The organism is Ruegeria sp. CDSA236, from assembly GCF_059611285.1.
In genome coordinates this window covers 217374-240967 of record NZ_JBXWPG010000005.1, presented here as the reverse complement: position 1 = coordinate 240967, position 23594 = coordinate 217374, and the positions used below count along the sequence as shown (strand labels likewise).

The following is a 23594-nucleotide window of genomic DNA, read 5'->3' as shown; positions in this document are numbered from 1 at the left end:
CGCCCCCGGATTCCGGGGGCGTGGCTTTAGTTTTCGCTTGTCCGGCCTTCAGAACACAAAGTCGTCTCTGGCCAGGTCTGATAACAAGGTATCTTCTAGTGTCAGGGTGTGGCCGTTACCGGCATCGATGATGACGTCATTTCCGGATTGCGAAATGTGGTTCTTCATCAGATCGTTATACCCAACGATAGACTTGGCCTGCCGGAGGTTGACGATATCCTCGTCAGTGAAATCCGTTACAGTATCCGCGCCCTTGGTGAAGTAGAATTGATCCACTCCGGTGCCACCGGTCATGACATCTGCGCCATTGCCGCCAATCAGTTTGTCGTTGCCCGCGCCGCCGACAAGAATGTCGTTGCCTCCTCCGCCTTTAAGCACATCTTTTCCGCCGCCACCGTCCAGCTGGTCAATGCCATAGCCGCCTTTCAGAAGGTCTTTGCCATCCCCCCCATTCAGGTCGTCATTATCAGCACCGCCAACCAGAGTGTCATTTCCGCCTTCGCCGTTCAGGGTGTCGTCGCCGGAGCGGCCAAGCAGCTTATCTCGGCCGCCGCCACCAACCAGGGTATCATCACCACCGCGCCCATCCAAAAGGCCAGACTGTCCGGATTTCAAAACGAACCAGTCATCCGCAGCAGTGCCGATCTTGCCAGCCCTGACGTCCAACTGCCCCGAGGGCGGTGGAGGTGTGGAACCACCGGAACCACCCGAACTGCTGGTATCAAGCTGCAAAGGCGCAGAGGTCCGTGCAAAGTTCTGGGTCACCATGATGGCGTTCCAGCCGTCATAGTTTCCGACCTCAATCCCAATTCCGATAACGGTCACGTTGGCGTCCAGAATATTCGCGCGATGGCCGGAACTGTTCATCAGGCTGTTGTGCAGATCCTGAACGTCATCCGACAGCCCCGGCGCACCGCGGACACTCTGCCATGCGATGTTTTCAGTTGCACGCCAGCTTCCGGAGAATTCGAAGCCCGCATCTTCCATTCTGTCCGATGGTCGCGACCCTCCGGCGCCGGTATGGCTGAACTTATCGACGTTCAGCATCCACTCGCTGTGATCTTCCGCCGCTGCGTTCAGCCGAAGCTCAAGCTTGACCGGTTGTAAGCCCGCCTTCGCCCGCTCTGCATTGATCAATGCGAGCATCTGCCGTTCTAGATCGCTGGCCGTTGACATGATTCTGCCTCCAATAGATTGCGTTATTTTGGCGGGACATTAGTGGCGAGAACTTGGCGACGAGAAGACACAATCGTGCCGCTCGCGGTTGGTGGGCAGATCGCCACCGGAAGTTGAATCTGAGTTCGCGATTTATCGCGCATTGACGCTGGGTTGCGTCAGCCAGTCGCGAAAAAGCGCGCAACGTCACCCTGAAAACGACAAACCCCCGGGCGATGCCTCGGGGGTCGTCAAATAGTGTCATCCAAAACTGGACGAGGAAGGTGCTTAGAGCAAACCTTCGCGCTGTGCTTTCTTACGTGCCAGTTTACGGGCACGGCGGATCGCTTCAGCTTTCTCGCGCGCTTTTTTCTCGGACGGTTTCTCGAAATGTTGCTTAAGCTTCATCTCGCGGAACACGCCTTCGCGCTGCAGCTTTTTCTTCAGGGCACGAAGCGCCTGATCGACGTTATTGTCGCGAACACTAACCTGCATGTGGTTGTCACCACCTTTCTAGATAGAGTTGCAAGGAAATTGCAGGAATTGGCCGTATAGCAAAGCGCCTCTATCTTGTCTAGTACTGGTCCTGATAACCGGAGAACCGCCATGACCACCACCTATGAAGACGCCAAGCAGCAGCTTTTGGATGCGATGCTGACACATGTTCCCTTCGATGGCTGGTCGGATACCAGCTTTCGCGCGGCGATTGAAGAATGTGGAATGGATGACGTTCTGGTGCGGGCGATTTGTCCGCGTGGTGCCGTTGACCTGGCGTTGGCATTTCATGCGCGCGGGGACGCGGTGATGGCAGATCGCCTTAAAACTGAGGATTTGGGCGATATCAAATTCCGTGACCGGATCGCTGCTGCCGTCCGGTTCCGGCTGCAGGCCGTGCCGGATAAGGAACTCGTGCGCCGGGGTATGACCATGTTTTCGCTGCCAAGCCACGCGGCTGATGGCGCAAGGGCAGTATGGCAAACCTGTGATCTGATCTGGGACACGCTGGGGGATACCTCGGAAGATGTGAACTGGTACACCAAGCGGGCGACATTGTCGGGGGTCTATTCCTCGACCCTGTTGTTCTGGTTGGGGGACGATTCGCCCGGGAATCAGAAAACGTGGGAGTTTCTGGACCGTCGTATCGACAATGTCATGCAGTTCGAAAAGCTTAAGGGGCAGGTGAGGGACAATCCTCTGTTCAGACCGTTTCTTGCTGTTCCGAATTGGCTGGCCGGGCAGGTGAAGGCTCCGACTAAAACCCACGGCACGCTTCCCGGATTCCTGACACCGCGCAAGTAGTCCTCTTGCTACTGGGCCTTGACGTTTCAGCCTGCTAGGCATTGGCCAAAGGAGATCTACCCATGACTCAGATGATGCGCGCCATTGAAATCACCGAACCCGGCGGTCCGGATGTTCTGCAACTGACAGAACGCCCGATGCCCCAAGCTTTGGCCGGTCAAGTGATCCTCAAAGTCGCCTATGCGGGGGTGAACCGCCCGGACGCTCTGCAGCGCGCCGGTGCCTATAATCCACCTCCGGGTGCCAGTGATCTGCCGGGTCTTGAGGCCGCGGGCGAGGTCGTGGCCGTCGGGGCGGGGGTCGAAGACCTATCCGTTGGCGATCAGGTCTGTGCCTTGCTGCCGGGCGGCGGCTATGCCGAATATGTGGCCACACCTGCGGCGCATTGTTTGCCGGTGCCAGCGGGGATGGGCCTGAAAGAAGCCGCCTGCCTGCCCGAGACCTTCTTTACCGTCTGGTCCAATGTCTTTATGCGCGGCAGCCTGAAGGCCGGTGAGCGGTTTCTGGTGCATGGTGGTTCCAGTGGTATCGGCACAACGGCGATTCAGCTGGCGAACGCCTTTGGAGCGCGGGTTTTTGCTACTGCAGGCTCGGCTGAAAAATGTGAGGCCTGTGAAAAGCTGGGTGCCGAACAGGCGATCAACTACCGTGACGCGGATTTCGTAGCCGCGATGCGGGCCGAGGGCGGGGCGAACCTGATACTGGACATGGTGGGCGGCGACTATATCCCACGCAACGTCAAGGCGCTGGCCGAGGATGGACGGCTGGTGCAGATAGCCTTCCTTCAGGGGCCCGTGGTCGAGCTGAATTTTGCGCTTATGATGGTCAAACGGCTGACCTTGACTGGCAGTACCCTGCGCCCGCAAAGCGATCTGGCCAAGGCAAAAATTGCTTCGGATCTGCACGAAGCGGTCTGGCCATTGCTTGAGGCGGGAAAAGTTGCCCCTGTCATGGATAGTGAGTTTGATCTGGCTGATGCGGCGGCGGCCCATGCCCGGATGGAAAGCTCTGGCCATATTGGCAAGATTGTTCTGAAAGTTGCGGGATAAAGCTATGTTTCAGGCCACAGCACGCCGATAGAGATGCCAGGTGGCGTGGCCCAGTACCGGCATCACGACGATCAGGCCCAGCAACATCGGGATCGCTCCGATGACCAGCAGCGCGGCAACGATGAATCCCCAGCTCAGGATGACGCCCGGATTGCGACGCAACACCCGTACGGATGTCACCACGGCGACCGGAACGCCCACTTTGCGGTCCAGCAGCAGCGGAAAGCTGACGACGCTGATTGCCAGAGCGACGAGGGCAAACAGAAACCCAACAGCGTTCCCGAACAAGATCATGGTCCATCCAGCGGCGGTGGTGAACACTTGGGTTAGAAAGGCACCCAGCGACGCGGGCAGGTCAGGGCCGAGTGTCTGAACATAGATGCTCTGCGCGACCATCAGCCAGACCAGAAACAGCATGACCATGTAAAACGCCAAAGCCAGAATTGCACCCAGGGAAGGGGACCGGAACACGCCAAACGCATCCAGCCATCCAGCCTCGCCACCTTGTTCTCGTTTGCGGCTGATTTCGTACAGGCCAAGGGCGGCTACCGGACCCACAAGCGCAAAACCACCAACCAGCGGTGCCAGCAGTGGAACCATGTTTGTGTTCAGCCCAATTCCGAACATCAGAAAACCTGCGATCGGATAGATGAGCACCACGAATATCGCATCGGCCCTTGTATCCAGAAAATCGCTGTATCCTGCCCTCAGGCAGGCCCAAAGATCATCCATCGTCAGCGTACGAACCACTGGCAGGTGCCGTGTATCCGCGCTGCCGATATGGCTGATATTTTCAGCTAGGTGATCCCCGGTTGCACCTATGTTCCGTGCCGCCCAGGTGATCGGATTGCCAATCGTTTTGTCCATTGCCGTCCCCTCCTGCTTTGCGATGTTGCGCAGCGGGGTCAATCCGGCGACTTGTTGCTTTTGGCCGGACCAGCCAGCAACGCCTTGGGCATAGTATAGCACAATTTTTCGCGTTTGGGTTGCGCCTCGCGTAATCGTGTCGATTGCCCTGCGTCACAGGCATGTTAGCTTGGCCTGAGGCTAGAGGAGGACAACATGCAGAAAACGGCACGAACCGTCGTCATCCATGAACACGGCGGCCCGGAGGTTCTGAAGATCGAAGATCGCCCACTTGGTGAACCCGGCCCCGGTGAGGTTCGTATTCGTCATCATGCCTGCGGGCTGAATTTCATTGATGTATATCAGCGCACTGGGCTGTATCCGCTGGATCTGCCTCAGGCTTTGGGCATGGAGGCCGCTGGCGTGATCGATGCCGTCGGGGAAGGTGTAACGCATCTGGAACCCGGGCAGCGCGCGGCCTATGCTGCCTCTCCGCCCGGTGCCTATTGCGAGGCACGGGTCATGCCCGCCGCACAGGTGTGCCCGCTTCCGGATGGAATTTCTTTTGATGCGGCGGCGGCGATGATGCTCAAGGGGATGACAGTCGAATATCTGTTTCATCGAACCACACCGCTGAAACGCGGGGATACCGTGCTGTTTCATGCAGCTGCCGGGGGTGTTGGCTTGATTGCCTGCCAATGGGCCAAATCCGAGGGGATCACGTTGATCGGTACTGCCGGAACCGATGAAAAATGCAGTCTGGCGCAGTTCAACGGTGCCGCGCATTGCATCAATTACCGGACCGAGAACTTTGCCGAGCGCGTCGCGCAGATCACCAAAGGCAAAGGCGTAGACGCGGTGATGGATTCCATCGGGTCGGACACGTTTGACGGATCGCTCGACAGCCTGAAACCGCTTGGCATGATGATCTCGTTCGGCAATGCCTCTGGCCCGGTGCCTCTGATCGACATTGGCATTCTGGCCAAGAAAGGATCGCTCAAGATAACGCGGCCAACGCTCTTCACACATATTTCGGACCACGCGGTCTGTCAGGCCATGGCGCGGCGCCTGTTCAACAAGGTCGAAGGCGGCGAGGTCAAAATCCACATTGATCAGAGGTTCCCGCTGGATCAGGTGGCCGAGGCCCATCGCGCACTTGAGGCGCGCCAAACCACAGGCAGCACTGTTCTTGAGCTGTAAATGAAAGGAACCCGGCGTTTGTGCCGGGTTCCGTCACTGTTTTCTTAGAACCGGTAGGTGGCGCGGGCCTGGATTGTGGTCGCGTCCACATCAATTCCGGTCGAATCGAAATCGTTGAATTCGTGATACAGGATTTCGCCTCCAACGCTGACATTGGGGGCGACAATTTGTTCATACCCAGCGCCGATGAACCAACCATCGTCACTGCCAAGATTGTCCGTACTCGCCTCGGCATAGCCCCCGATACCATATAGCAGCCCCACCGGAGTCACTTTGTATCCGGCGCGTGCTTTCAGGCGCCAAACGTCTTCGACCTCGACGCCGGGGGTCAGTTCAATGCTGGTCCAGTCATAGTCAAAACCGCCACCGACAACCCAATCCCCCAGATCATAATCATATCCCAACACGATACCGCCAATCGCGCCATCACCGTCGACGCCCGAAACATTGGTGTCGATATCGGCATAGCCGACCTGAAGGCCGCCGTAAAAGCCCGTCCAGTTGCCCGAGGATTGCGCCGAGGCGCCTCCGGCCGCAATAGAGGCGATAAAGGCCGCAATAAAAAATCTACCTGTCATTCTGTTAACCTTTCTTTCGAATTGGTCTTCAGCAAACCTGTGCTGCTCATTTGTACGTGGTATTGCCAGGGCCCGGTCTGACGACCGGATCGCTGTTTTTTGGCTGTTTCCGTACCTGATCTCTGTGCCGCCGCTTCGGGGCACTGGCCCACGTTTTTTGGGCTCGTTCCTGCTTGAACAACTAGGGTGAAAAATGGCGGTTTCAAATGGTAATCGGCGGCAGGGTGAACTGCCGCCGATCCGGTGTTTTTCTTGGGCGGATTATTGCGCCTGCAATTCCGAAGGGCTCTTGTCGGCGATATCTTTCCAGTTGGTGTCGGCGCGCTCGTTAAAGCCGGGGATGTCGCCTTCCCAACGTTCCTGAATATCTGCGGACAGATTCAGGTACAGCTTGTTGTCGACGATTCTCCAGTAGTTCGGGTCGCCGTCAAACTTGAAGCCCATCGCGGTGCCGAATGCGCAATAGCCACCATATGCAGGCAGGTAGGCATCGGGGTTTTCTTCAAACGCGACTTTGTTTTCTTCCGAGGCAAAGCGGTACAAGGCTTCGTTGTGCAGCGCAGTGATGCGGTAATCGCCCTTGGTGGCTTCGCCAGCGGTGAAGTAAGCGACCGGGTCATAGCCCTGCAGCGCCAGACCGGTCGAACTTGCGTTCAGTTCGACGCCTGCAGCCAGGGTTGAGCTTGCGATGGCAACAGACAGCGCGACGCCGCCGATAAGGGATTTGATCTTGTTCATTGTTTTCACCTTTCGTGAATCGAGCTGCCGGGGGATTCCGTAATTGAGTCTGGGCAACCCTGATTGTTTTGTTCCGTGCGGTCGGTAATTGGCCGCCACGACCCCGAAGTGGGCAGCGTATTGATCACGTTCAAAACAACTAAAGGTGATTGTGTGCTGGCAAACGGATCCTGTGCGTTTCCGCTCAGGATCCTTGGGTGCGCGTATCAGTAAGGATTAGGGTTCAACCCGGAACCGGCGGGGTTCCAGCCAGCCGATGACCGGCTTGCGACTTGCGGCATATCCTGCAACCGAACGTTCCAGCCGATCCGCAAGAACGGGCAACCGGCTGACAGGAACCTTCGGGAACAGATGGTGTTCGCGGTGGTAGAACATCAGATAGGCCAGCCGCGCCAGCACCCCGCGCTGACTGCGCGCGGCAACGCCACTGTCATGCGTGCCCTGATGGGTTATCCAGACCGCAAACAGGGCGGCAAGGCATTGGGCTGTGCTCATCGCAGCCACGTGCAGTAGCAGGGTTTGCGATCCGCTCAGCACAGCAGTGGCGATCACGGCAAGCACCAGCCCCCAGTCGATCAGGATGCGGCGACGGGCCTTGGCGTTGGCGACCCGCCAGGCCGCACGGTTGATGTCGAAGGGAAACCGGGGTCCGTATACCAAGACCTGCGCCAGGGTCATGTGCCCGCAATTCCCCTCGCAATCGCCCGGACCCATGGCGTGTTTGTGATGCAGCAGGTGGCATTGGCAGAAAGCGTGATTAGAACCCAACATAAGCGCGCTGAGCACATGCATCACCAAGGAATCCTGCCGCCGCGACAGCCCGAGATTGCCATGGATCGCTTCGTGGTTCAGGCGCAGGGCGCACAGAAAGAACAGAAAGCTGGCCATAGCACCAAGTGGCCAGAGGGCAGTACTGTAGAGCGTCAGAGAAAGCAGCAGCCAAGGCAGCGGTAGCATCAGTTCCTTGATCTTGTCCCAGCGGTTCAGGGGAACCAGGTCGGCCCATTGGATGCCTTTCGGGGCGCGTTCGGGCGGGCGTTTGGGCTGGATCATGTCATGCTCCTTCTTACGTCATATTCTGAGATTTCTGTATCGAGAGAAATTTGGAGGCAAAATTTTTAGGGCGACTTGTCTCCTTGTCCCTTTGGCAGCAGCCGGGCGATGCGTCCGCCAAGTTTGACGATTGCCAGTTGAACGCGGCGAGGTAGACGGTTCACATCGACATACCAGTCGTCGAACATTTGCATGGTCTCTAGCGTCTCATCAATCCGCTGGCGCACTTTGGGCGAGGTGCCGTCATTCTGAGCCTCTTGGGCAACGATACGCAGCGCGGCCAGAGTGGGCGCATATTCACGTTCGCGGCGGCCTTCAACCACAGCTTTGGTCAGGTCAAACATGTCCCGGATCGAATGAAAGTGATCGCGCCGGTCACCCAGGTTTCGGCTGGCTTTGATCAGCTTCCAGCCTTGCAGTTCCTTCAGCCCGGTCGAGACGTTCGAGCGGGCCAGCCCGAGCGTTTCACAGATCTCATCTGCAGTCATCGGTTCGGGCGAGATGTGCAATAGCGCGTGGATTTGCGCGACCGAGCGGCTCACACCCCACTTGGTACCCATTTCCCCCCAATGGAGGATAAAGCCGCGCATGGATTCAGTAAGGTGCATGATTGTATCCAGTAATTTCTGTAATGACAGAAATTACAGATGGAAATGATTCGATCAAGAGCCAATTAACTCAGGCGGATATCAGGTCTTGGACCCGATCCTGGGTTCGGTGCCAGCTTTGATGCGCGAGATATTGGCGGCATGGCGCCAGTACACAAGCAATGTCAGGACGATTCCCAGAATAAACGTCGACCCGTCACTCAAAACCATGACCCAGGTTGTAGACAGGGACGCTGCTGCAAGGGCCCCAAGCGACGAAATCCGCCAGATGGCAGCGGCCACCAGCCAAGTTATGCAGCAGGCAATGCCCACGCCCCAGTCAAGCGCTAGCCAGAGGCCCAGAAAGGTCGCGACACCCTTGCCACCTTTGAAGCCCAACCAGACTGGAAAACAGTGGCCCAGAAACGCGGCCAATGCGGCGACCTGTACGGCGTCTTCCCCGGCCATGGCACGGGCGAGCAAGACGGCAGCGGCCCCTTTCCCGGCGTCAAAGATCAGAGTCAGCGCGGCGGCGGCCTTGTTGCCGGTGCGAAGTACATTGGTCGCCCCAATATTGCCCGACCCGATATCGCGCAGATTTCCCAGTCCCATCACCTTGGCGATGATCATACCAAAGGGGATCGACCCCATCAGGTATCCAATCGCGGCCCAGAGGATCAGCTGGGTCATCGTACTGTCGATCAGGGGCATCAGGGTCTCCGGTAAACTTCTTGGCCTGCCACATAGGTTGCGGTGACCTTACCTTGCATCCTCTGGCCGTCAAATGGCGTATTCTGCGATTTGGATCTAAGCGTGAACCGGTCCAGCACAAAGGGCACATCCGGGTCGAACAGAACCAGGTCGGCCGGCGCGCCCTCAGACAGGCGACCGCTGTCCAGACCCAGTCGTTTAGCCGGGTTCAGAGCCATCGCGCGGAACAGAGTCGGCAAGTCCAGTTGATCAGCATGGTACAGGCGCAAAGCCGCAGGCAGCAATGTCTCCAGCGCCACCGCGCCCGAGGCCGCCTCTTCAAACGGGAGGCGTTTGCTTTCTTCGTCCTGTGGCGTGTGCATGGAACTGATCGTGTCGATCAGACCTGCCCGCACCGCTTCGATGACAGCCTGCCGGTCATCTTCCGACCGCAGCGGAGGTTTGACCTTGAAGAAGGTGCGATAGTCGGCCACGTCCAGCTCATTCAGCGTCAGATGGTGGATCGAGGTTCCAGCTGTGATGTCCAGCCCGTTCCGCTTGGCCCGGTCCAACGCGGGCAGGGCGCGGGCGGTGGTAATCTGATCGGCGTGATAGGCCGCACCGGTCATTTCCAGCAACGCAATGTCGCGGTCCAGCCCCATACGCTCGGCCATTGGGGAAACGGCGGGCAATCCGCGCAAGGCGGCGAATTTGCCGCTGGTGGCGGCGGCGCCAGCGCTCAGCCCCGGTTCCTGAGGGTGGGCGATTACCAGCGCACCGCAGGATTTCGCATAGGTCAGCGCGCGGGTGAACACTTTGGTATCTGCAATGACATGATCACAGTCGGTAAAGGCGACGGCACCGGCATCCAGCAGAAATCCGATCTCGGTCATCTCGCGCCCTTCGCGCCCTTTGGTCAGGGCCGCCATGGGCAGCACGTTGACCGGGGCATCCGCCTGTGCGCGCCGGGTCGCAAATTCCAGCGTTTCCGGCGTGTCCACGGCGGGTAAGGTATCGGGGCGCGTCACGATCGTCGTCACACCCCCTGCCGCCGCCGCCAGGCCTGCGGATTTATAGCTTTCCTTGTGCCGCTCGCCCGGCTCGCAAACCTTGACGCCGAGATCGACGATGCCCGGTGCCAGGCAATGCCCGCCGCAGTCTATGACCTGCGCGTCAATCGACGGGGCCGCACCTTCGCCCTTGGCCACGATACGGCCATCAGCCGCATGCACCCATCCCGGTGCGTCCGCGCCAGTTTCGGGGTCGATCAGGCGGGCGTTGGTGAAGATCAGATTGCTCATGCCATGGCCCTTTCAATAGCGGCTTTGGTAGCGGCGGGATCTGCCTGATACTTGATCAGGTGCTTGTCCCCGCCTTTTGTGACGATTTGAACAAAGCTACCCATGGTTTTAACAGCCTCGATCTGGTTCAGCGCCACTTTGCGCGGGCCAGGGCCGGTCAGAGTAGTGTCTGTCATTTCCCACGCGGCCGTCAGCTCTTCTGAGGCCAGATACCACGCACGAATGCCGATTGCAGCAAGGCCCGCTGGCGCGCCGGTCCACACATAGGGATTACCGATCAGCCAAAGGATGATCATGGCCCCTGCCATAGCCGCGGCTGCCATCCACGTGTTGGTGCGGATATAGGCCCCTTTGTCGGGTGGGAAAGTCACAGGATCAGCCATAGGGCACCTCCGATAACCAGAAGGATCAGCAGCACCAGAACCGCAGAGCCCATGCGACGCGGCCTGTCATTTTGCGGTGCGGATTGCGGCGCCGAATACGGTTTCGCGCTTTCCGTCTCAATCCGGCCACCTGTCCAGCTTGTTGCTTCTTCGGTGTAGAGGCCGATCAGGCGCAGCCTGCGGTCGGGGCGCAAAGCGGCTGCACGACCGCGAAATGCGGCGCTGCGGACCACCAGAACCCAGCCGTCAATCGCATCCAGCGCTGTGTGGTCCAGCTGATCTGCGGACACGTCGCAGCCCTCGGTCAGATAGCCATAGAGGCCAAGGTCTTCGAGGTCCGAGACGGGAAAGACGTCAACCTGTTCGGGATCCAGCCCCGCTACCCCTAGAATCTGATCGGCGGCTCCGGGTTCGCGCAGAAACTTGGCCTCTTCCGGGCGCATGTCGAGTGCGAACAGGCGGATAACGCCGTGTTCAGGGGATGCGACGACCAGATCGCTCATGCGGCCTCGCGCAGATTGCGGGCCAGCAGTTCCATCGCAGCCATGCGGACGGCGACACCCATCTCAACTTGCTCCTGAATGACCGAGCGGTTGATATCATCGGCTAGCGTTCCGTCAATCTCGACCCCGCGGTTCATTGGGCCGGGATGCATTACAATGGCATCGGGTTTGGCCTGCGCCAGTTTGGCGGCATCCAGCCCGTAGCGATGATAGTATTCACGTTCCGTGGGGATGAACCCGCCATCCATCCGCTCTCTCTGAAGGCGCAGCATCATCACGACATCGACGTCTTGAAGGCCTTCGTTCATATCGTCATAGATCTCGGCTCCAAACTCGGCAAATTGGCTGGGGACCAGCGTTGGCGGGCCAATCAGGCGAATGCGGTTTTCCATCTTGCCGAGCAGGATCAAGTTCGACCGCGCCACGCGGGAATGGGCGACATCGCCGCAGATCGCGATGTTCAGCCGGTGCAGGCGGCCCTTGGCGCGACGAATGGTCAGCGCATCCAGCAGCGCCTGCGTCGGGTGTTCATGCCGCCCGTCGCCTGCGTTCAGCACGGCGCAATTCACCTTCTGCGCCAACAGATCAACCGCGCCTGAATGCGGGTGACGCACCACCAAAAGGTCAGGATGCATAGCGTTCAGTGTCATCGCCGTGTCGATCAGCGTCTCGCCCTTTTTGATCGAGCTGGCTTGCATCGCCATATTCATCACATCCGCACCCAGCCGCTTGCCCGCCAGTTCGAAACTGGCCTGAGTACGGGTCGAGTTCTCAAAGAACATGTTGATTTGCGTCAGCCCGGCCAGCACATCTGAGTGCTTGTTCGGTTGCCGGTTCATGTCGACATAGGTCTCGGCCAGATCAAGAATGGCGGTAATATCGGATTGGGATAGGTGCTCGATGCCAAGAAGGTGACGATGGGCGAAACGCATGGGCGGACTCCTGTCTGACAATCGGCCCGCTTATAGAAAGCCGCGCCGCGCAAGGCAACCTTGGGATCAAGGCGTTAGGGCAGTTTCTCGCACCCCCCCTCGGGCAAGCACTGTTCGCCGGGTTTGCACCATTTGCCATAGCCGCAGTCGATCGCCTTAACCGGCACACATCCTTGATGGTTCGAACATTTGAATCCGGGGCGGCATTGTGATCCGGTTTTCTCGCACAAGAACCAACCGGGCTGTGCGCATCCTCCGCCTGGCAGGCAGGATGATCCGGCCGCACAGGTCAGCCCGTCCTCACAGGTGATGGGGCTGCCGTCGGTTGCTGAATTCGGGTCGAATTCAGGGGTGTTTCGCTGGCATTCCCCGCGCGCGTTGCAAAAGCTGTCGCCGGGGCAGTCCAGACGCGTGGTGCATGCGTTGGCCCCTTTGGGTGCGCAGCGTAGACCGCCTGCCACGCAGCGCTCGAACGGCCCGCAGCTGCGGCCGCCGCCGCAATAGGTGCCGCCCAGCGGGATGCAATGATTGTCGAAACTACATCTTTGCCCACCGGAACAGCACCGACTGCCACAGGCGAACTGCCCCGCCCGGCACTGATCGTTTCGGTCAAACAACTGCGCCGAGACAGGCCCGCTGACCAAGGCCAGTAGCGCCCAAATTGAAAGGAATCGAAACAGGATCAGCATGATTGCCCCAATGGTCAGTGCGACCGAGCGCGCAATCAAGGCCAATTCGCTTTCCCTCGGTCAAAAGGAGGTTAGATTGAGTGTCATGGAATCGGCTTTGGACTTTCACACAGCGCGGGCTCTGCTGGATTGGCAGATTGAACTGGGCGCGACGGATGCGATCGGGGATGCCCCGGTGGACCGCTACACGTTGCCCGACACTGCGCCCAAATCCAAAAAGCCCACAGCGGTACAAACGGCGCCGGAAAAGCCCAAGCCGGTCGATGCGTTGGCGATTGCCGATTCAGTTGCCAAGACTGCTGGATCGCTTGACCAGTTGCGCGCTGCGATGGATGCGTTTGATCATTGCGAGTTGAAACGTGGCGCGCGCCAGTTGGTGTTTGCCGACGGGACGCCGGGTGCTCGGGTGATGATTATAGGCGAGGCTCCGGGCCGGGATGAAGACCGTGAGGGCAAGCCTTTTGTTGGCCGGGCCGGGCAGTTGCTGGACAGGATGTTGTCCGCGATTGAGCTGAACCGTGCCGAAAACGTCTATATCACCAATGTTCTGCCCTGGCGGCCCCCGCAGAACCGGGATCCCAAACCCGAAGAGATCGGCATGATGAAGCCGTTTCTGGAGCGCCACGTCGCATTGGCCAAGCCCGAGGTTCTGGTCGTGATGGGCAATATCAGCTGTCAGGCGGTGCTGGGCAAACGCGGTATAACTCGGTTGCGCGGCCAGTGGGATCAGGCTTGGGGGCTGCCGGTCATCCCGATGTTTCACCCTGCTTACTTGCTGCGGCAACCGCCAATGAAACGGCAGGCCTGGGCAGATCTGTTGGAGTTGAAGGCCCGGCTGGAGGGCAAGTGATGCGCATCCTGGCCTTTTCCGACCTGCATATGGCGCGCAGTCGGGCGGTAGAATTGGTTGCCGCCAGCGCCGAGGCGGATCTGGTGATCGGTGCTGGTGATTTCTGCAATATGCGGCAAGGGCTGGATCAGGCGATGGAGATGCTTGCGGGCATTTTGGCCCCTCTGGTCCTAACCCCCGGCAATGCCGAAAGCGTCCAAGAGCTGACAGCGGCTGTGCCCGAAGGTGTCCACGTGCTGCATGGCACCGGGATGACTGTGGACGGGGTGCGCCTGTTTGGTCTGGGATATGGTGTGCCCGTGACGCCTTTTGGCGGTTGGTCCTGCGATCTGACCGAGGCCGAGGCCGCCGAGTTGCTGGATCGGTGCGACGCTGCCGATATTCTGATTACGCATTCTCCGCCCAAAGGGCATGGCGATGTCACGTCGATGGGTGGCGCTGTCGGTTCGGTCGCGGTGCGCGACGCGATCGAGCGGGTGCAGCCGCAGCTTTCTCTGCATGGCCATATCCATGACAGCTGGGGGTATCGCGGGGCAATCGGGCGCACCCAGGTGGCCAATCTGGGGCCCAGACCAAATTGGTTTGAGCTGCATTGATGATCGAAACTGTGACCCTTCTGGCGTTTATCCCGGCTGCGCTCGCTCTGAACCTCACACCCGGAGCTGATATGATGTTCTGCTTTGGGCAGGGCCTGCGCAAAGGCGCACGGCCCGCGCTTGCGGCCAGCGCCGGTATTTCTGCAGGGTCGATGGTGCATGTCCTGCTGGCTGGGCTTGGGTTTGGCGCGGTGGTATCGACGCTGCCCTGGCTGTTTGATGTGATCCGTTGGTTGGGGGTGGCCTATCTGCTGTATCTGGCCTGGCGTTCGATCCAAAACGGTGCCGTGCCGGCCGAGGCACCGGCACATAGCGGGAAACTTGCGTTTCGTGATGGGCTGCTGGTCAATCTCACCAATCCAAAGGTCATCCTGTTCGTGCTGGCCTTCATCCCGCAATTTGTGGACCCGACCTTGGGGCCAATCTTGCCGCAGTTCCTGACCCTTGGCCTCATCATCGCGGTGGGCGGCTTTGTGGTGAACGGGATGGTCGGCATGTTTGCCGGTGGCGCGGGCCGAGTCTTGGTCTCGAACCCGCGTGCCTCGCGTTTCATGGGCTGGGTGACCGGAGGGATTTTTACGGCGCTCGCCATTCGGCTTGCGATTATGGAAAGGGCCTGACGTCATATGTCACGCATCGACGAAAGCAAAAAATTCATTCCAGTTCGGATCGCCGTCCTCACTGTCTCGGATACGCGGACGCTGCCCGAGGACCGATCGGGACAGACTTTGGTGGATCGGATTCAGGCGGCGGGCCATTTGGTCGCGGACCGCAAGATCCTTCCGGATGAGCGCGCCCAGATTTCAGAACAGCTGCGCGTGTGGATCGCAGATCCTGAAATAGATGCCGTCATCTCGACCGGGGGTACCGGCCTGACAGGGCGCGACGTTACAGTCGAGGCGCATCGGGATGTCTACGAGAAGGAAATCGACGCGTTCGGCACGGTTTTTACAATCCTGTCGTTGCAAAAGATCGGCACCTCTGCCGTCCAGTCGCGCGCCACAGGTGGCGTCGCCGGGGGCACCTATCTGTTTGCATTGCCCGGCAGCCCCGGTGCCTGCAAGGATGCCTGGGATGGAATATTGCTAAAACAGTTCGATTATCGTCACCGGCCCTGCAATTTCGTGGAAATTATGCCCAGATTGGACGAACATCTGCGACGGAAGTAAGCTGGTTACACGTTCAAATGTGTATTACCGCTTTGTGGCTTGGCATTTTTCGGGGCAAAGCTACCTTCTGAAATGCTAGCCTGATGCGAACGGGGTGATAGTAAATGCGCTTTCTGAGGCAGAGCCTTGCCGGAGTTTTCCTGACGTCCTTGACGTTGGCACTCTTGTTTGTGGCGGTTCAGATGATCGCGGGTGCAGTGCAGGATGTTCTGACGCGCGAGGATGCCGCTCCGCAGGCGCGGGAGCGGATTTTTGCGGTTACTGTCCGGCATGCCGAAGTGGAAACCGTAACGCCTTATCTTGAAGCATTTGGTGAGGTGCAAAGCCGACGCCGCCTGGAACTGCGTGCAGCGCTTGGTGGCCGTGTGATAACCTTGTCCGAAGATTTCGAAGATGGCGGTGCTGTCACTGCAGGAGAGGTTCTGGTCGAGCTTGATCCGGCGGATGCACAATCGGCGCTGGACCGCGCCAAGTCGGACCTGCTGGATGCTCAGTTTGAGGAACGCGATGCCGAACGGTCGCTGCTGCTGGCGCAGGATGAGCTGAACTCGGCCGAGGCGCAGGCCGAATTGCGGGGCCGTGCCCTACAGCGTCAAAAAGACTTGAAAAGCCGGGGAGTAGGCGCGGCGGCATCCGTGGAAGAGGCGGAACTGGCCGAGGCATCGGCACAGCAATCTGTTTTGGCCCGGAGGATCGCGCTGGCACAGGCGGAATCGCGCGTCGATCAGGCGACGACGTTGCTGTCGCGTGCCCGTATCGCACTGGCCGCCGCCGAACGTGATTTGGAAGACATGACCATCCATGCCCGGTTCGGGGGCACATTGACCGACGTAACTTTGGTCGAGGGTCGCCTGGTGTCAGCCAACGAAAAACTGGCCGAATTGGTTGATCCTAAAGCACTTGAGGTGGCCTTTCGCGTCTCGACCGCGCAATTCGTGCGCCTGCTGGATGCTGAAGGGGATCTGATCAATTCCCCGGTCACTGTATCGCTAGAGGTCACAGGAGCAGATCTTGCGGCACAGGGCCGCATAAGCCGCGATAGCGGCTCGGCCGGAGAAGGGCAAACCGGTCGCCTGCTTTATGCCTTGCTCGAGGATACTTCGGGATTCAAGCCCGGTGATTTCGTGACAGTCTCGGTTCAGGAACAGCCGCTTGAGAACGTGGTGCGCCTGCCGTCCTCGGTTCTGGATTCAGCAGGGACGGTTCTGATTCTGGGCAAGGATGACCGGCTTGAGGTTCTACCAGTGCAGTTAATCCGCCGTCAGGGTGATGAGGTGCTGCTGCGCGGGCGGGGGTTGGAAAGTCGCGAGGTTGTCATTGGTCGAACGCCTCTGCTTGGGGCCGGTGTCCGGGTCAGACCGCTGCGGGATGAGGCCAATGCAGGGGGCCAGACGGATATGGTCGAGCTGTCCGAGGAACAGCGTGCCCAGCTGGTGGCGCAGGTCGAAGCCAGTGATGCATTGCCTCAAGATGTCAAAGCCCGCGTGCTGGGCCAACTGGGCGAAGCCAAGGTTCCCGCGTCGTTGGTGCGCAGCATCGAAAACCGAGCCGGAGGTTAGGCGCGATGATGCGCGAAATTCCCGGCGCGGCTGGGGGGATACTCAGCTATTTCACGCGCCACAGGACGGTCGCCAACCTGCTGCTGCTAGTTATGCTGGTGCTGGGCGCGGCTGCCATCCCGAATATGCGGGCGCAGTTCTTTCCCGATGTGATCCTTGAACGGGTGGATGTCAGCGTTAGCTGGGATGGAGCTGGCCCTGAAGATGTCGATAATGGCATCGTTCAGTTGTTGGAGCCGGCCCTTCTGGCCGTTGAAGGCGTGTCCAGCACCTCTTCGACTTCGCGCGAGGGCACAGCCCAGATCCGGATGGAGTTCGAGCCGAACTGGGATATGTCGCGCGCGGTCGAAGAGGTCAGAACAGCGGTCGACAGTGTCACCAACCTGCCAGACGACGCTGATGAGCCGACCATCCGACGCGGCGCCTGGCGCGATCGCGTCACGGATGTTGTCGTCACTGGCCCTGTCGATCCTGAACAGCTGGCCAAGTTCACCGATGAGCTGATCAACCGTTTGTTCGCTGTTGGCGTGACCCGCACCACGATCCGGGGCCTCGCCGCGCCGCGCGTTGTAGTCGAGGTGCCCACAGCACAGCTGATCGCCAACGACATCACCCTATCCGAGATCGCCTTAGCCATCGCTGCCGAGGTCAACGCCAATCCGGCAGGGGATGTGACAGGGGCCAATGCGCGCATTCGCACGGGCACCGAAAAGCGCAGCCCGGAAGAGATCGAAGGGATTACGCTGCGCAATTTCACCGATGGCTCAAAGCTGTTGATCGGTGATGTGGCGCAGATCCGGATCGAGGGGGTTACCCGAAACCGCAGCTATTTTGTTGGCAAGAACCCGGCAATGTCCGTCCGTGTGGACCGGTCAAATCTGGGGGACGCGATTGAAATTCAACACACGGTCGAAGATGTCGTCTCGCAGATGCAAGCCAGCCTGCCCGAGGGCGTAAAGGCCGAGCTGATCCGGACACGGGCGCAAGCGATCACCGACCGGCTGGATATTCTGGTCGATAACGGGCTGGTTGGGCTGGGTCTTGTGGTCTGCCTTCTGTTTCTGTTTCTGAATGCGCGGATTGCCTTTTGGGTTGCCGCGGGTATTCCGGTGGCAATGTCGGCGGCGATTGCGTTCATGTATATTGGTGGCCTGTCGATCAACATGGTGTCGTTGTTCGGCTTGATTATCACTCTGGGTATTGTCGTGGATGACGCCATCGTTGTGGGTGAACATGCCGATTTTCGCGCGCGACGGCTGGGTGAGCCACCAATGGTGGCCGCCGAACGCGCCGCACGTCGCATGGCGATGCCGGTCTTTGCTGCGACGCTGACCACGGTTATTGCCTTTTTTGGCCTGACTGCGATTGGTGGACGTTTCGGAGAGTTAATCCGCGATATCCCCTTCACGGTGATAGCGGTATTGATCGCTTCGCTGATCGAATGCTTTCTGATCCTGCCCAACCATATGGCCCACGCGATTGCGCACTCTGCCAAGGAACATTGGTATGACCTGCCGAACCGTGTGGTGAACAAGGGGTTTCGCTGGGTGCGCGATACGCTGTTCCGACCGCTGATCGCCTGGGTAATCTGGGCACGCTATGTGGTGGTGTCGGCGATGATCGTCATTCTGGCCAGCCAGATTTCCCTGTTCATCCGCGGGGACGTGAACTGGCGGTTCTTCAATGCGCCCGAGCGTGGATCGGTTACAGGCAATTTTATCATGGCCGAGGGCGCAGGCCGCGCGGATACGTTGGCCATGATGCACCAACTACAGACCTCGGTAGAGGCGCTTGGCCAACGCTATGAAGAGCGGCACGGGCGCAACCCCATTGATTACGTGCTGGCCGAGATCGGGGGATCCGCGGGCCGTGCACTTTCGGCAGCGGATGGCAAGGACACGGATTTGCTGGGCGGGATTTCGATCGAGTTGATAGATGCCGACCTGCGCCCCTATTCGAGCTTCGAGTTTGTCGGAGAGTTGCAGGAAATGGCGCCAAGCCATCCCAAACTTGAGCTGCTCAGCTTCAGGGGCTGGCGGTCTGGTCCGGGAGGAGATGCGATTGACGTGCAGCTCTACGGCGCCGATGTGAACACGCTTAAAACGGCTTCCGAGGACTTGCAGGTCGCGCTTTCGAAATACCCTGAGGTTTCAGCGCTGGAAGACAATCTGGCCTATGACAAGGAAGAATACATTTTGGATCTGACCGCGCAGGGACAGGCGCTGGGCTTTCGGATCGAAACATTGGGCCGGGTGCTGCGGGACCGTCTGAACGGGATCGAGGCCGCGACCTTTCCTGATGGCCCGCGCAGTGCCGAGATCCGGGTTGAATTGCCTGAAGGAGAACTGACCGCCGATTTCCTGGAACGCACACTGATGCGCACGCCCGATGGAGTCTATGTCCCGTTGGCCGATATCGTTTCGGTTCAGCGTAAATCCGGATTCTCGACCGTGCGGCGTGAAAACGGGCTGCGGGTGATTTCGGTCTATGGCGATATCTCCGAGGATGATCCAACACGCGCGGCCGAGATCGCCCGTGCGATGAGCGAGGAAATTCTGCCCAATATCGCAGCCACACGTCAGGTCGAGTGGACTATGGCAGGTCTGAGCGAGCAGGAAGAAGAGTTTCTGTCCGAAGCCCGTACCGGTCTGATCCTGTGCCTGACGGGCATCTATCTGGTGCTGGCCTGGGTCTTTGCCAGTTGGACCCGACCATTGGTGGTGATGGCGATCATTCCGTTTGGTTTGGTCGGAACCATTTGGGGTCATTATATCTGGGAGGTTCCGCTCAGCATGTTCACGGTCGTTGGCCTGCTTGGGATGACCGGAATCATCATCAACGACTCGATTGTTCTGGTGACGACGATTGACGAGTATCAGCAGACTCGTGGGCTGATGCCCTCCATCGTCGAGGGGACATCGGACAGATTGCGGCCAGTAATGCTGACGACGCTGACCACGGTTCTGGGCCTGACCCCACTGTTGTACGAAGGATCGCAGCAGGCACAGTTCCTCAAACCGACTGTGATCACGCTGGTCTATGGGTTGGCGTTTGGGATGGTGCTGGTATTGCTACTCGTTCCTGCCCTGCTGGGGATCCTGAACGATCTGTCGCGGCCAATGACGGCCATGCGTCGCGCAATTCGGGCGCCGGATCGTGTGGTGCAGGGGGCGCTTGTTGTCACCGGGTTTGCCTTGATGCTCTGGTTTGCGTTGACGATGATCTGGCCTGCGGTGACCGGGTCTCCACCGGGCCTTGTTTCGGGGCTTTATGCCGGGCCAGAGGGCCCCTCAATCCTGCGGATGGGGTTTGGAGCTTTTACTGCCGGCGCCACGGTGATTCTGGTGGTGAGCATTGTTTTGTCGGGCCTGTTGTACGCCCGTCTCAAAGGACGCACCGCCTAGCCCTGACGTAGTGCGGTTTCCAACAGGTTTGTGACCCGGTCACTCATGGGCAGTGCGCCTTGTCGGATCAAGTCCAGTGGGAACCAGCGTGCATCCATTGCGTCATCCCCCGCAACCGGTTGCCCGGTCTGATACTGGCAGGCCACGCCAACCAACAGGTAATGAGACAGAACCGCGCCATGAGCGTCGCGGCGCAACAGGTCCAGATTGTCCAGATACCGCAACGGCTCGGCAATCACCGAGGTTTCTTCGCGCAGTTCCCGCTGTGCTGCCTGCAGGACGGTTTCGCCCCATTCCACATGGCCGCCGGGAAAGCCCCATAGCCCCTTATCCGGTTGCTTGCTACGCTGAACCAGAAGGACGTGCCCGTCATGAATGACGACCGCAAGCGCACCGATTTTCGGAGTTTGCATCATGGGGTCAGCCAGCGCTGCACCCCAGAATGTCCACCGCGTGATTGGCACCCAGAACAGTGATCCGGATCTTTGAGCGATCCAGCGCAAACGGACCGCCCGAGGCGTTGATCACCTCGGATGTGGCGACCAGAGTACCGCCCTGCCGTTTGGCGTCGGTTTGCGAGGCCCACAGCTCGGGGTTGCCGGGCTCGATCACGGCAACCTCGAGGCCACCGGCGGAAGGCATGGTGACGCGCGCCTCGATCTGCATTCCGTCAGACGTCGGGGTCAGGTGGCACCGCGCGTTGGCGACCCGGGCTTCTTTGGCGGAATAGGGACGCTTGGCCAGTGCCGCCGCGATCGTCGGGTTGCGCTCTGCTTCGGCGTTCAGGGTATGATCGAAGCCCAAACGTTCCGGGATGCAGACGTCTTTGCAGACCCCCAGATCCACCGTGCCTTTCAGCCGCACGGGTTTGGCCGGGTTCTTCGGCAAAATTTCGACAGGGAGGACCATTTGATTTTGGTATCCAATCGACTGCAGGCCATTCTGATCAAAGACATCCGGCGCGGGCCATGTGATCGACACGCTGCCGACATTGGTTGATCTATTCCAGTCGAACTGTGGCGGAATACCTGCATCGCCCGGCGCCCGCCAATAGGTCTTCCAGCCGTCCTGCAGGGTCACCCGCAGCGCCCCAAGATAGGCTCCATTTGCTGTGCGCCCGCCGTCCAGGATATCCAATTCGGCCACCGAGCCGACCACTTGTGCAGATGCCGGTCCAATCGCGCCAACGGTCACGGCAAGGGCGGCTGCCAGAAATGTCTTGTGAATGCTCATACCCTATAAATGCGTGGTCTCGAGGCGAATTCCAAGTCACGTTCGGGTCACTCGAATGAAATCTAGCGAAATCGCCGCTCGTCCCTTGCCAATACCGGGACTGCGGGGGCATTGTTGATGGGAGCTCAGCAAGAGATGTCGTCTTATGGATCTGACCGGTAAACTGTTGATTGCGATGCCTGGGATGGGCGATCCGCGTTTCGATCATTCGGTTGTCTATATTTGCAGCCATGGCGACGATGGCGCGATGGGTCTGATCATCAACAAACCTTCGGATTTACGCATAAAGACGCTGCTGGGTCAGTTGAATATCGCTTGCCGTATCCCGATCGTGGGTGAGCGTCTGGTGCATTTCGGCGGCCCGGTCGAGATGTCGCGCGGATTCGTCCTGCACAGCGCCGATTATGACGCGAACCTCCATTCCCTGCAGATTTCGGACGATTTCAGCATGACTGCAACGTTGGACGTGCTTGAAGACCTGGCCTCGGGGCAAGGGCCGCTGAATTCTATGCTGACGCTAGGGTATTCAGGCTGGGGACCCGGGCAGCTTGAGGATGAGATCGCGATGAACGGATGGCTCACAACCGAGGCGGATTCGAAGCTGGTGTTCGATGTCCCCGATGATCAGAAATGGGAGGCGGCGCTGGCAACGCTGGGTGTCGATCCTCTGACTTTGTCGGCCAGCGCAGGGCGCGCCTGATCAACTGTCACGTGGCGCTGCGGCCCGGCGCAACCGGTCGTTGATAGCGGCACCCAATCCGTGGTCCGGAATAGGGGACACGGCAATCGGGCGTCCGGTGCTGTTGAGCTTGTGCAAAGCCGCAAACAGATTGGCCGCCGCCTCGGTCAGGTTGCCATCAGCGGACAGGTTCAGGTCGCATTCGACCGGCCCAAATCCCAAGAGAATCTCGTCACCATATGTAGTCTGCGCGTGCAACCGGACCGCCTCGTCCGGCGCGTAATGCGACAGCATCTGTCCGGGTGCTGTTAGCGTGTCGCCGGATTGGTGTAGATGCAATGCCGAGCCGAGAGCTGCTTCGATCTGGTCCAAAGCCACCCCGCCGGGGCGTAGCAGTGCAGGTTCTCCAGCGAGGCCGACAATGGTGGATTCCAGCCCGACACCACAGGGACCATCATCCAGAATGGCAGCGATGCGCCCGTCCAGACCGGCGCGGACATGCGCGGCTGTTGTCGGGCTGATCTGTCCCGAAGGGTTGGCCGAGGGCGCAGCGACCGGCCCGTCGAACATCTCGAGAATAGCCCGGGCAGAAGGATGCGCAGGCACCCGAACCGCCAATGTATCCAGCCCGGCAGTGACAAGCGACGATACACCGTGCCCTTCCCGCAGCGGCAGAACCAGAGTCAGCGGGCCGGGCCAGAACGCCTGTGCCAACGCCTCGGCCTGATCTGACCATTCAACAAACTTGCGCGCGGACTCTACCGATGCGACATGCGCAATCAGAGGGTTGAAACTGGGTCGGCCCTTGGCGGCATAGATGCTGGCGACAGCCTCTCCGTTGCGGGCATCCCCACCCAGCCCATAGACCGTTTCAGTCGGGAAAGCGACCAGCTGTCCCTGCCTCAAAAGATCCGCAGCCTGAGCAATTCCCGCCGGGTCGGCTGACAGTTCGAGTGTACCGTTAGAGATCATTGTGAGTGACGCCGCGTTTTGATTGCTTGTAGCATAAGGATGGGTACGTAATCGTTCAAACCCAGATGAATAACGGCGAGTCAGCGGATTTCCAACCCCGGCGTCGCGGACCGTTCAAGACAGCCCCGA

At 59.3% G+C, this 23594-nt stretch carries 26 protein-coding genes; 10 read left to right on the top strand and 16 right to left on the bottom strand.

Features of this window, described 5'->3' with window-relative positions; all coding sequences use genetic code 11:
- Positions 1 to 48 precede the first annotated feature (48 nt).
- Together AC2FLB_RS10705 and rpsU are read right to left on the bottom strand one after the other, a co-directional pair.
- Complete coding sequence (locus tag AC2FLB_RS10705; protein ID WP_496691845.1) at positions 49 to 1176, bottom strand: CAP domain-containing protein; 1128 nt, start codon at positions 1174 to 1176, stop codon at positions 49 to 51.
- A gap of 267 nt (positions 1177 to 1443) precedes the next feature.
- Positions 1444 to 1650, bottom strand: coding sequence for a 30S ribosomal protein S21 (gene rpsU, locus AC2FLB_RS10700; RefSeq protein WP_005614280.1), 207 nt, complete (start codon positions 1648 to 1650; stop codon positions 1444 to 1446).
- 111 nt (positions 1651 to 1761) lie between these two features.
- On the opposite strand from rpsU, the gene AC2FLB_RS10695 reads away from it, so the two are divergent.
- On the top strand, positions 1762 to 2454 hold the full coding sequence (locus tag AC2FLB_RS10695; protein ID WP_496709232.1) for a COQ9 family protein: 693 nt from the start codon (positions 1762 to 1764) through the stop codon (positions 2452 to 2454).
- Positions 2455 to 2516: 62 nt separating this feature from the next.
- The gene (locus tag AC2FLB_RS10690; RefSeq protein WP_496676680.1) at positions 2517 to 3503 is read left to right on the top strand and encodes an NAD(P)H-quinone oxidoreductase; all 987 of its coding nucleotides are present in this window, start codon (positions 2517 to 2519) and stop codon (positions 3501 to 3503) included.
- Positions 3504 to 3512: 9 nt separating this feature from the next.
- Here AC2FLB_RS10690 and AC2FLB_RS10685 read toward each other — a convergent pair whose 3' ends face one another.
- Positions 3513 to 4370, bottom strand: a complete 858-nt coding sequence (locus AC2FLB_RS10685; RefSeq protein WP_496707992.1) for a DUF2189 domain-containing protein — start codon at positions 4368 to 4370, stop codon at positions 3513 to 3515.
- Positions 4371 to 4565: 195 nt separating this feature from the next.
- Between AC2FLB_RS10685 and AC2FLB_RS10680 the strand changes: the two genes are divergently transcribed.
- The gene (locus AC2FLB_RS10680; RefSeq protein ID WP_271948533.1) at positions 4566 to 5549 is read left to right on the top strand and encodes a quinone oxidoreductase family protein; all 984 of its coding nucleotides are present in this window, start codon (positions 4566 to 4568) and stop codon (positions 5547 to 5549) included.
- 44 nt (positions 5550 to 5593) lie between these two features.
- Here AC2FLB_RS10680 and AC2FLB_RS10675 read toward each other — a convergent pair whose 3' ends face one another.
- The 10 genes from AC2FLB_RS10675 to AC2FLB_RS10630 form a co-directional block, all read right to left on the bottom strand.
- Positions 5594 to 6127: an outer membrane protein gene (locus AC2FLB_RS10675; RefSeq protein WP_271948532.1), complete on the bottom strand. Its 534-nt coding sequence runs from the start codon at positions 6125 to 6127 to the stop codon at positions 5594 to 5596.
- A gap of 261 nt (positions 6128 to 6388) precedes the next feature.
- Entirely contained in the window at positions 6389 to 6865 is a 477-nt protein-coding gene (locus AC2FLB_RS10670; protein WP_142635340.1) for a YHS domain-containing (seleno)protein, read from the bottom strand.
- 216 nt (positions 6866 to 7081) lie between these two features.
- On the bottom strand, positions 7082 to 7918 hold the full coding sequence (locus AC2FLB_RS10665) for a fatty acid desaturase (RefSeq protein ID WP_496709231.1): 837 nt from the start codon (positions 7916 to 7918) through the stop codon (positions 7082 to 7084).
- A gap of 65 nt (positions 7919 to 7983) precedes the next feature.
- The gene (locus tag AC2FLB_RS10660; RefSeq protein WP_496691839.1) at positions 7984 to 8526 is read right to left on the bottom strand and encodes a GbsR/MarR family transcriptional regulator; all 543 of its coding nucleotides are present in this window, start codon (positions 8524 to 8526) and stop codon (positions 7984 to 7986) included.
- Between the two features lie 81 nt (positions 8527 to 8607).
- The gene (gene plsY, locus AC2FLB_RS10655) at positions 8608 to 9216 is read right to left on the bottom strand and encodes a glycerol-3-phosphate 1-O-acyltransferase PlsY (RefSeq protein ID WP_142635346.1); all 609 of its coding nucleotides are present in this window, start codon (positions 9214 to 9216) and stop codon (positions 8608 to 8610) included.
- Positions 9216 to 10496, bottom strand: coding sequence for a dihydroorotase (gene pyrC, locus AC2FLB_RS10650; protein ID WP_496709230.1), 1281 nt, complete (start codon positions 10494 to 10496; stop codon positions 9216 to 9218). The genes plsY and pyrC overlap by 1 nt, the downstream gene beginning before the upstream one ends.
- Entirely contained in the window at positions 10493 to 10879 is a 387-nt protein-coding gene (locus tag AC2FLB_RS10645; protein ID WP_496700982.1) for a hypothetical protein, read from the bottom strand. Before AC2FLB_RS10645 ends, pyrC begins: the two co-directional genes overlap by 4 nt.
- Positions 10864 to 11382: a hypothetical protein gene (locus AC2FLB_RS10640; protein ID WP_496709229.1), complete on the bottom strand. Its 519-nt coding sequence runs from the start codon at positions 11380 to 11382 to the stop codon at positions 10864 to 10866. Before AC2FLB_RS10640 ends, AC2FLB_RS10645 begins: the two co-directional genes overlap by 16 nt.
- Complete coding sequence (locus tag AC2FLB_RS10635; protein WP_496709228.1) at positions 11379 to 12314, bottom strand: aspartate carbamoyltransferase catalytic subunit; 936 nt, start codon at positions 12312 to 12314, stop codon at positions 11379 to 11381. Before AC2FLB_RS10635 ends, AC2FLB_RS10640 begins: the two co-directional genes overlap by 4 nt.
- A gap of 74 nt (positions 12315 to 12388) precedes the next feature.
- Entirely contained in the window at positions 12389 to 13048 is a 660-nt protein-coding gene (locus AC2FLB_RS10630) for a scavenger receptor class F, member 2 (RefSeq protein ID WP_496709227.1), read from the bottom strand.
- Positions 13049 to 13088: 40 nt separating this feature from the next.
- Between AC2FLB_RS10630 and AC2FLB_RS10625 the strand changes: the two genes are divergently transcribed.
- The 6 genes from AC2FLB_RS10625 to AC2FLB_RS10600 all read left to right on the top strand — a co-directional run bounded on the left by AC2FLB_RS10625 (position 13089) and on the right by AC2FLB_RS10600 (position 20581).
- Positions 13089 to 13853 (top strand): uracil-DNA glycosylase, encoded by a 765-nt coding sequence (locus AC2FLB_RS10625; RefSeq protein ID WP_496709259.1) that lies wholly within the window; start codon positions 13089 to 13091, stop codon positions 13851 to 13853.
- The gene (locus tag AC2FLB_RS10620) at positions 13853 to 14449 is read left to right on the top strand and encodes a metallophosphoesterase family protein (protein WP_496700976.1); all 597 of its coding nucleotides are present in this window, start codon (positions 13853 to 13855) and stop codon (positions 14447 to 14449) included. The genes AC2FLB_RS10625 and AC2FLB_RS10620 overlap by 1 nt, the downstream gene beginning before the upstream one ends.
- The gene (locus AC2FLB_RS10615; protein WP_281972585.1) at positions 14449 to 15069 is read left to right on the top strand and encodes a LysE family translocator; all 621 of its coding nucleotides are present in this window, start codon (positions 14449 to 14451) and stop codon (positions 15067 to 15069) included. Before AC2FLB_RS10620 ends, AC2FLB_RS10615 begins: the two co-directional genes overlap by 1 nt.
- Positions 15070 to 15075: 6 nt before the next feature.
- A complete protein-coding gene (gene moaB, locus AC2FLB_RS10610; RefSeq protein WP_281972584.1) occupies positions 15076 to 15618 on the top strand; it encodes a molybdenum cofactor biosynthesis protein B in 543 nt (180 codons plus the stop codon).
- A 104-nt stretch (positions 15619 to 15722) separates the two neighbouring features.
- On the top strand, positions 15723 to 17177 hold the full coding sequence (locus AC2FLB_RS10605) for an efflux RND transporter periplasmic adaptor subunit (protein ID WP_496709226.1): 1455 nt from the start codon (positions 15723 to 15725) through the stop codon (positions 17175 to 17177).
- 5 nt (positions 17178 to 17182) lie between these two features.
- Positions 17183 to 20581: an efflux RND transporter permease subunit gene (locus AC2FLB_RS10600; protein WP_496709225.1), complete on the top strand. Its 3399-nt coding sequence runs from the start codon at positions 17183 to 17185 to the stop codon at positions 20579 to 20581.
- Here the strand turns inward: AC2FLB_RS10600 and AC2FLB_RS10595 are convergent.
- Positions 20578 to 20994: an NUDIX hydrolase gene (locus AC2FLB_RS10595; RefSeq protein WP_496696497.1), complete on the bottom strand. Its 417-nt coding sequence runs from the start codon at positions 20992 to 20994 to the stop codon at positions 20578 to 20580. The two genes, AC2FLB_RS10600 and AC2FLB_RS10595, sit on opposite strands and share 4 nt — an antisense overlap.
- Before the next feature lie 7 nt (positions 20995 to 21001).
- Positions 21002 to 21814, bottom strand: coding sequence for a protein-disulfide reductase DsbD domain-containing protein (locus tag AC2FLB_RS10590; RefSeq protein ID WP_496709224.1), 813 nt, complete (start codon positions 21812 to 21814; stop codon positions 21002 to 21004).
- Positions 21815 to 21959: 145 nt separating this feature from the next.
- Between AC2FLB_RS10590 and AC2FLB_RS10585 the strand changes: the two genes are divergently transcribed.
- Positions 21960 to 22514, top strand: coding sequence for a YqgE/AlgH family protein (locus AC2FLB_RS10585; RefSeq protein ID WP_142635367.1), 555 nt, complete (start codon positions 21960 to 21962; stop codon positions 22512 to 22514).
- Here the strand turns inward: AC2FLB_RS10585 and AC2FLB_RS10580 are convergent, their stop codons facing one another.
- Positions 22515 to 23465 (bottom strand): L-threonylcarbamoyladenylate synthase, encoded by a 951-nt coding sequence (locus AC2FLB_RS10580; RefSeq protein ID WP_496691827.1) that lies wholly within the window; start codon positions 23463 to 23465, stop codon positions 22515 to 22517.
- Positions 23466 to 23594 lie beyond the last annotated feature (129 nt).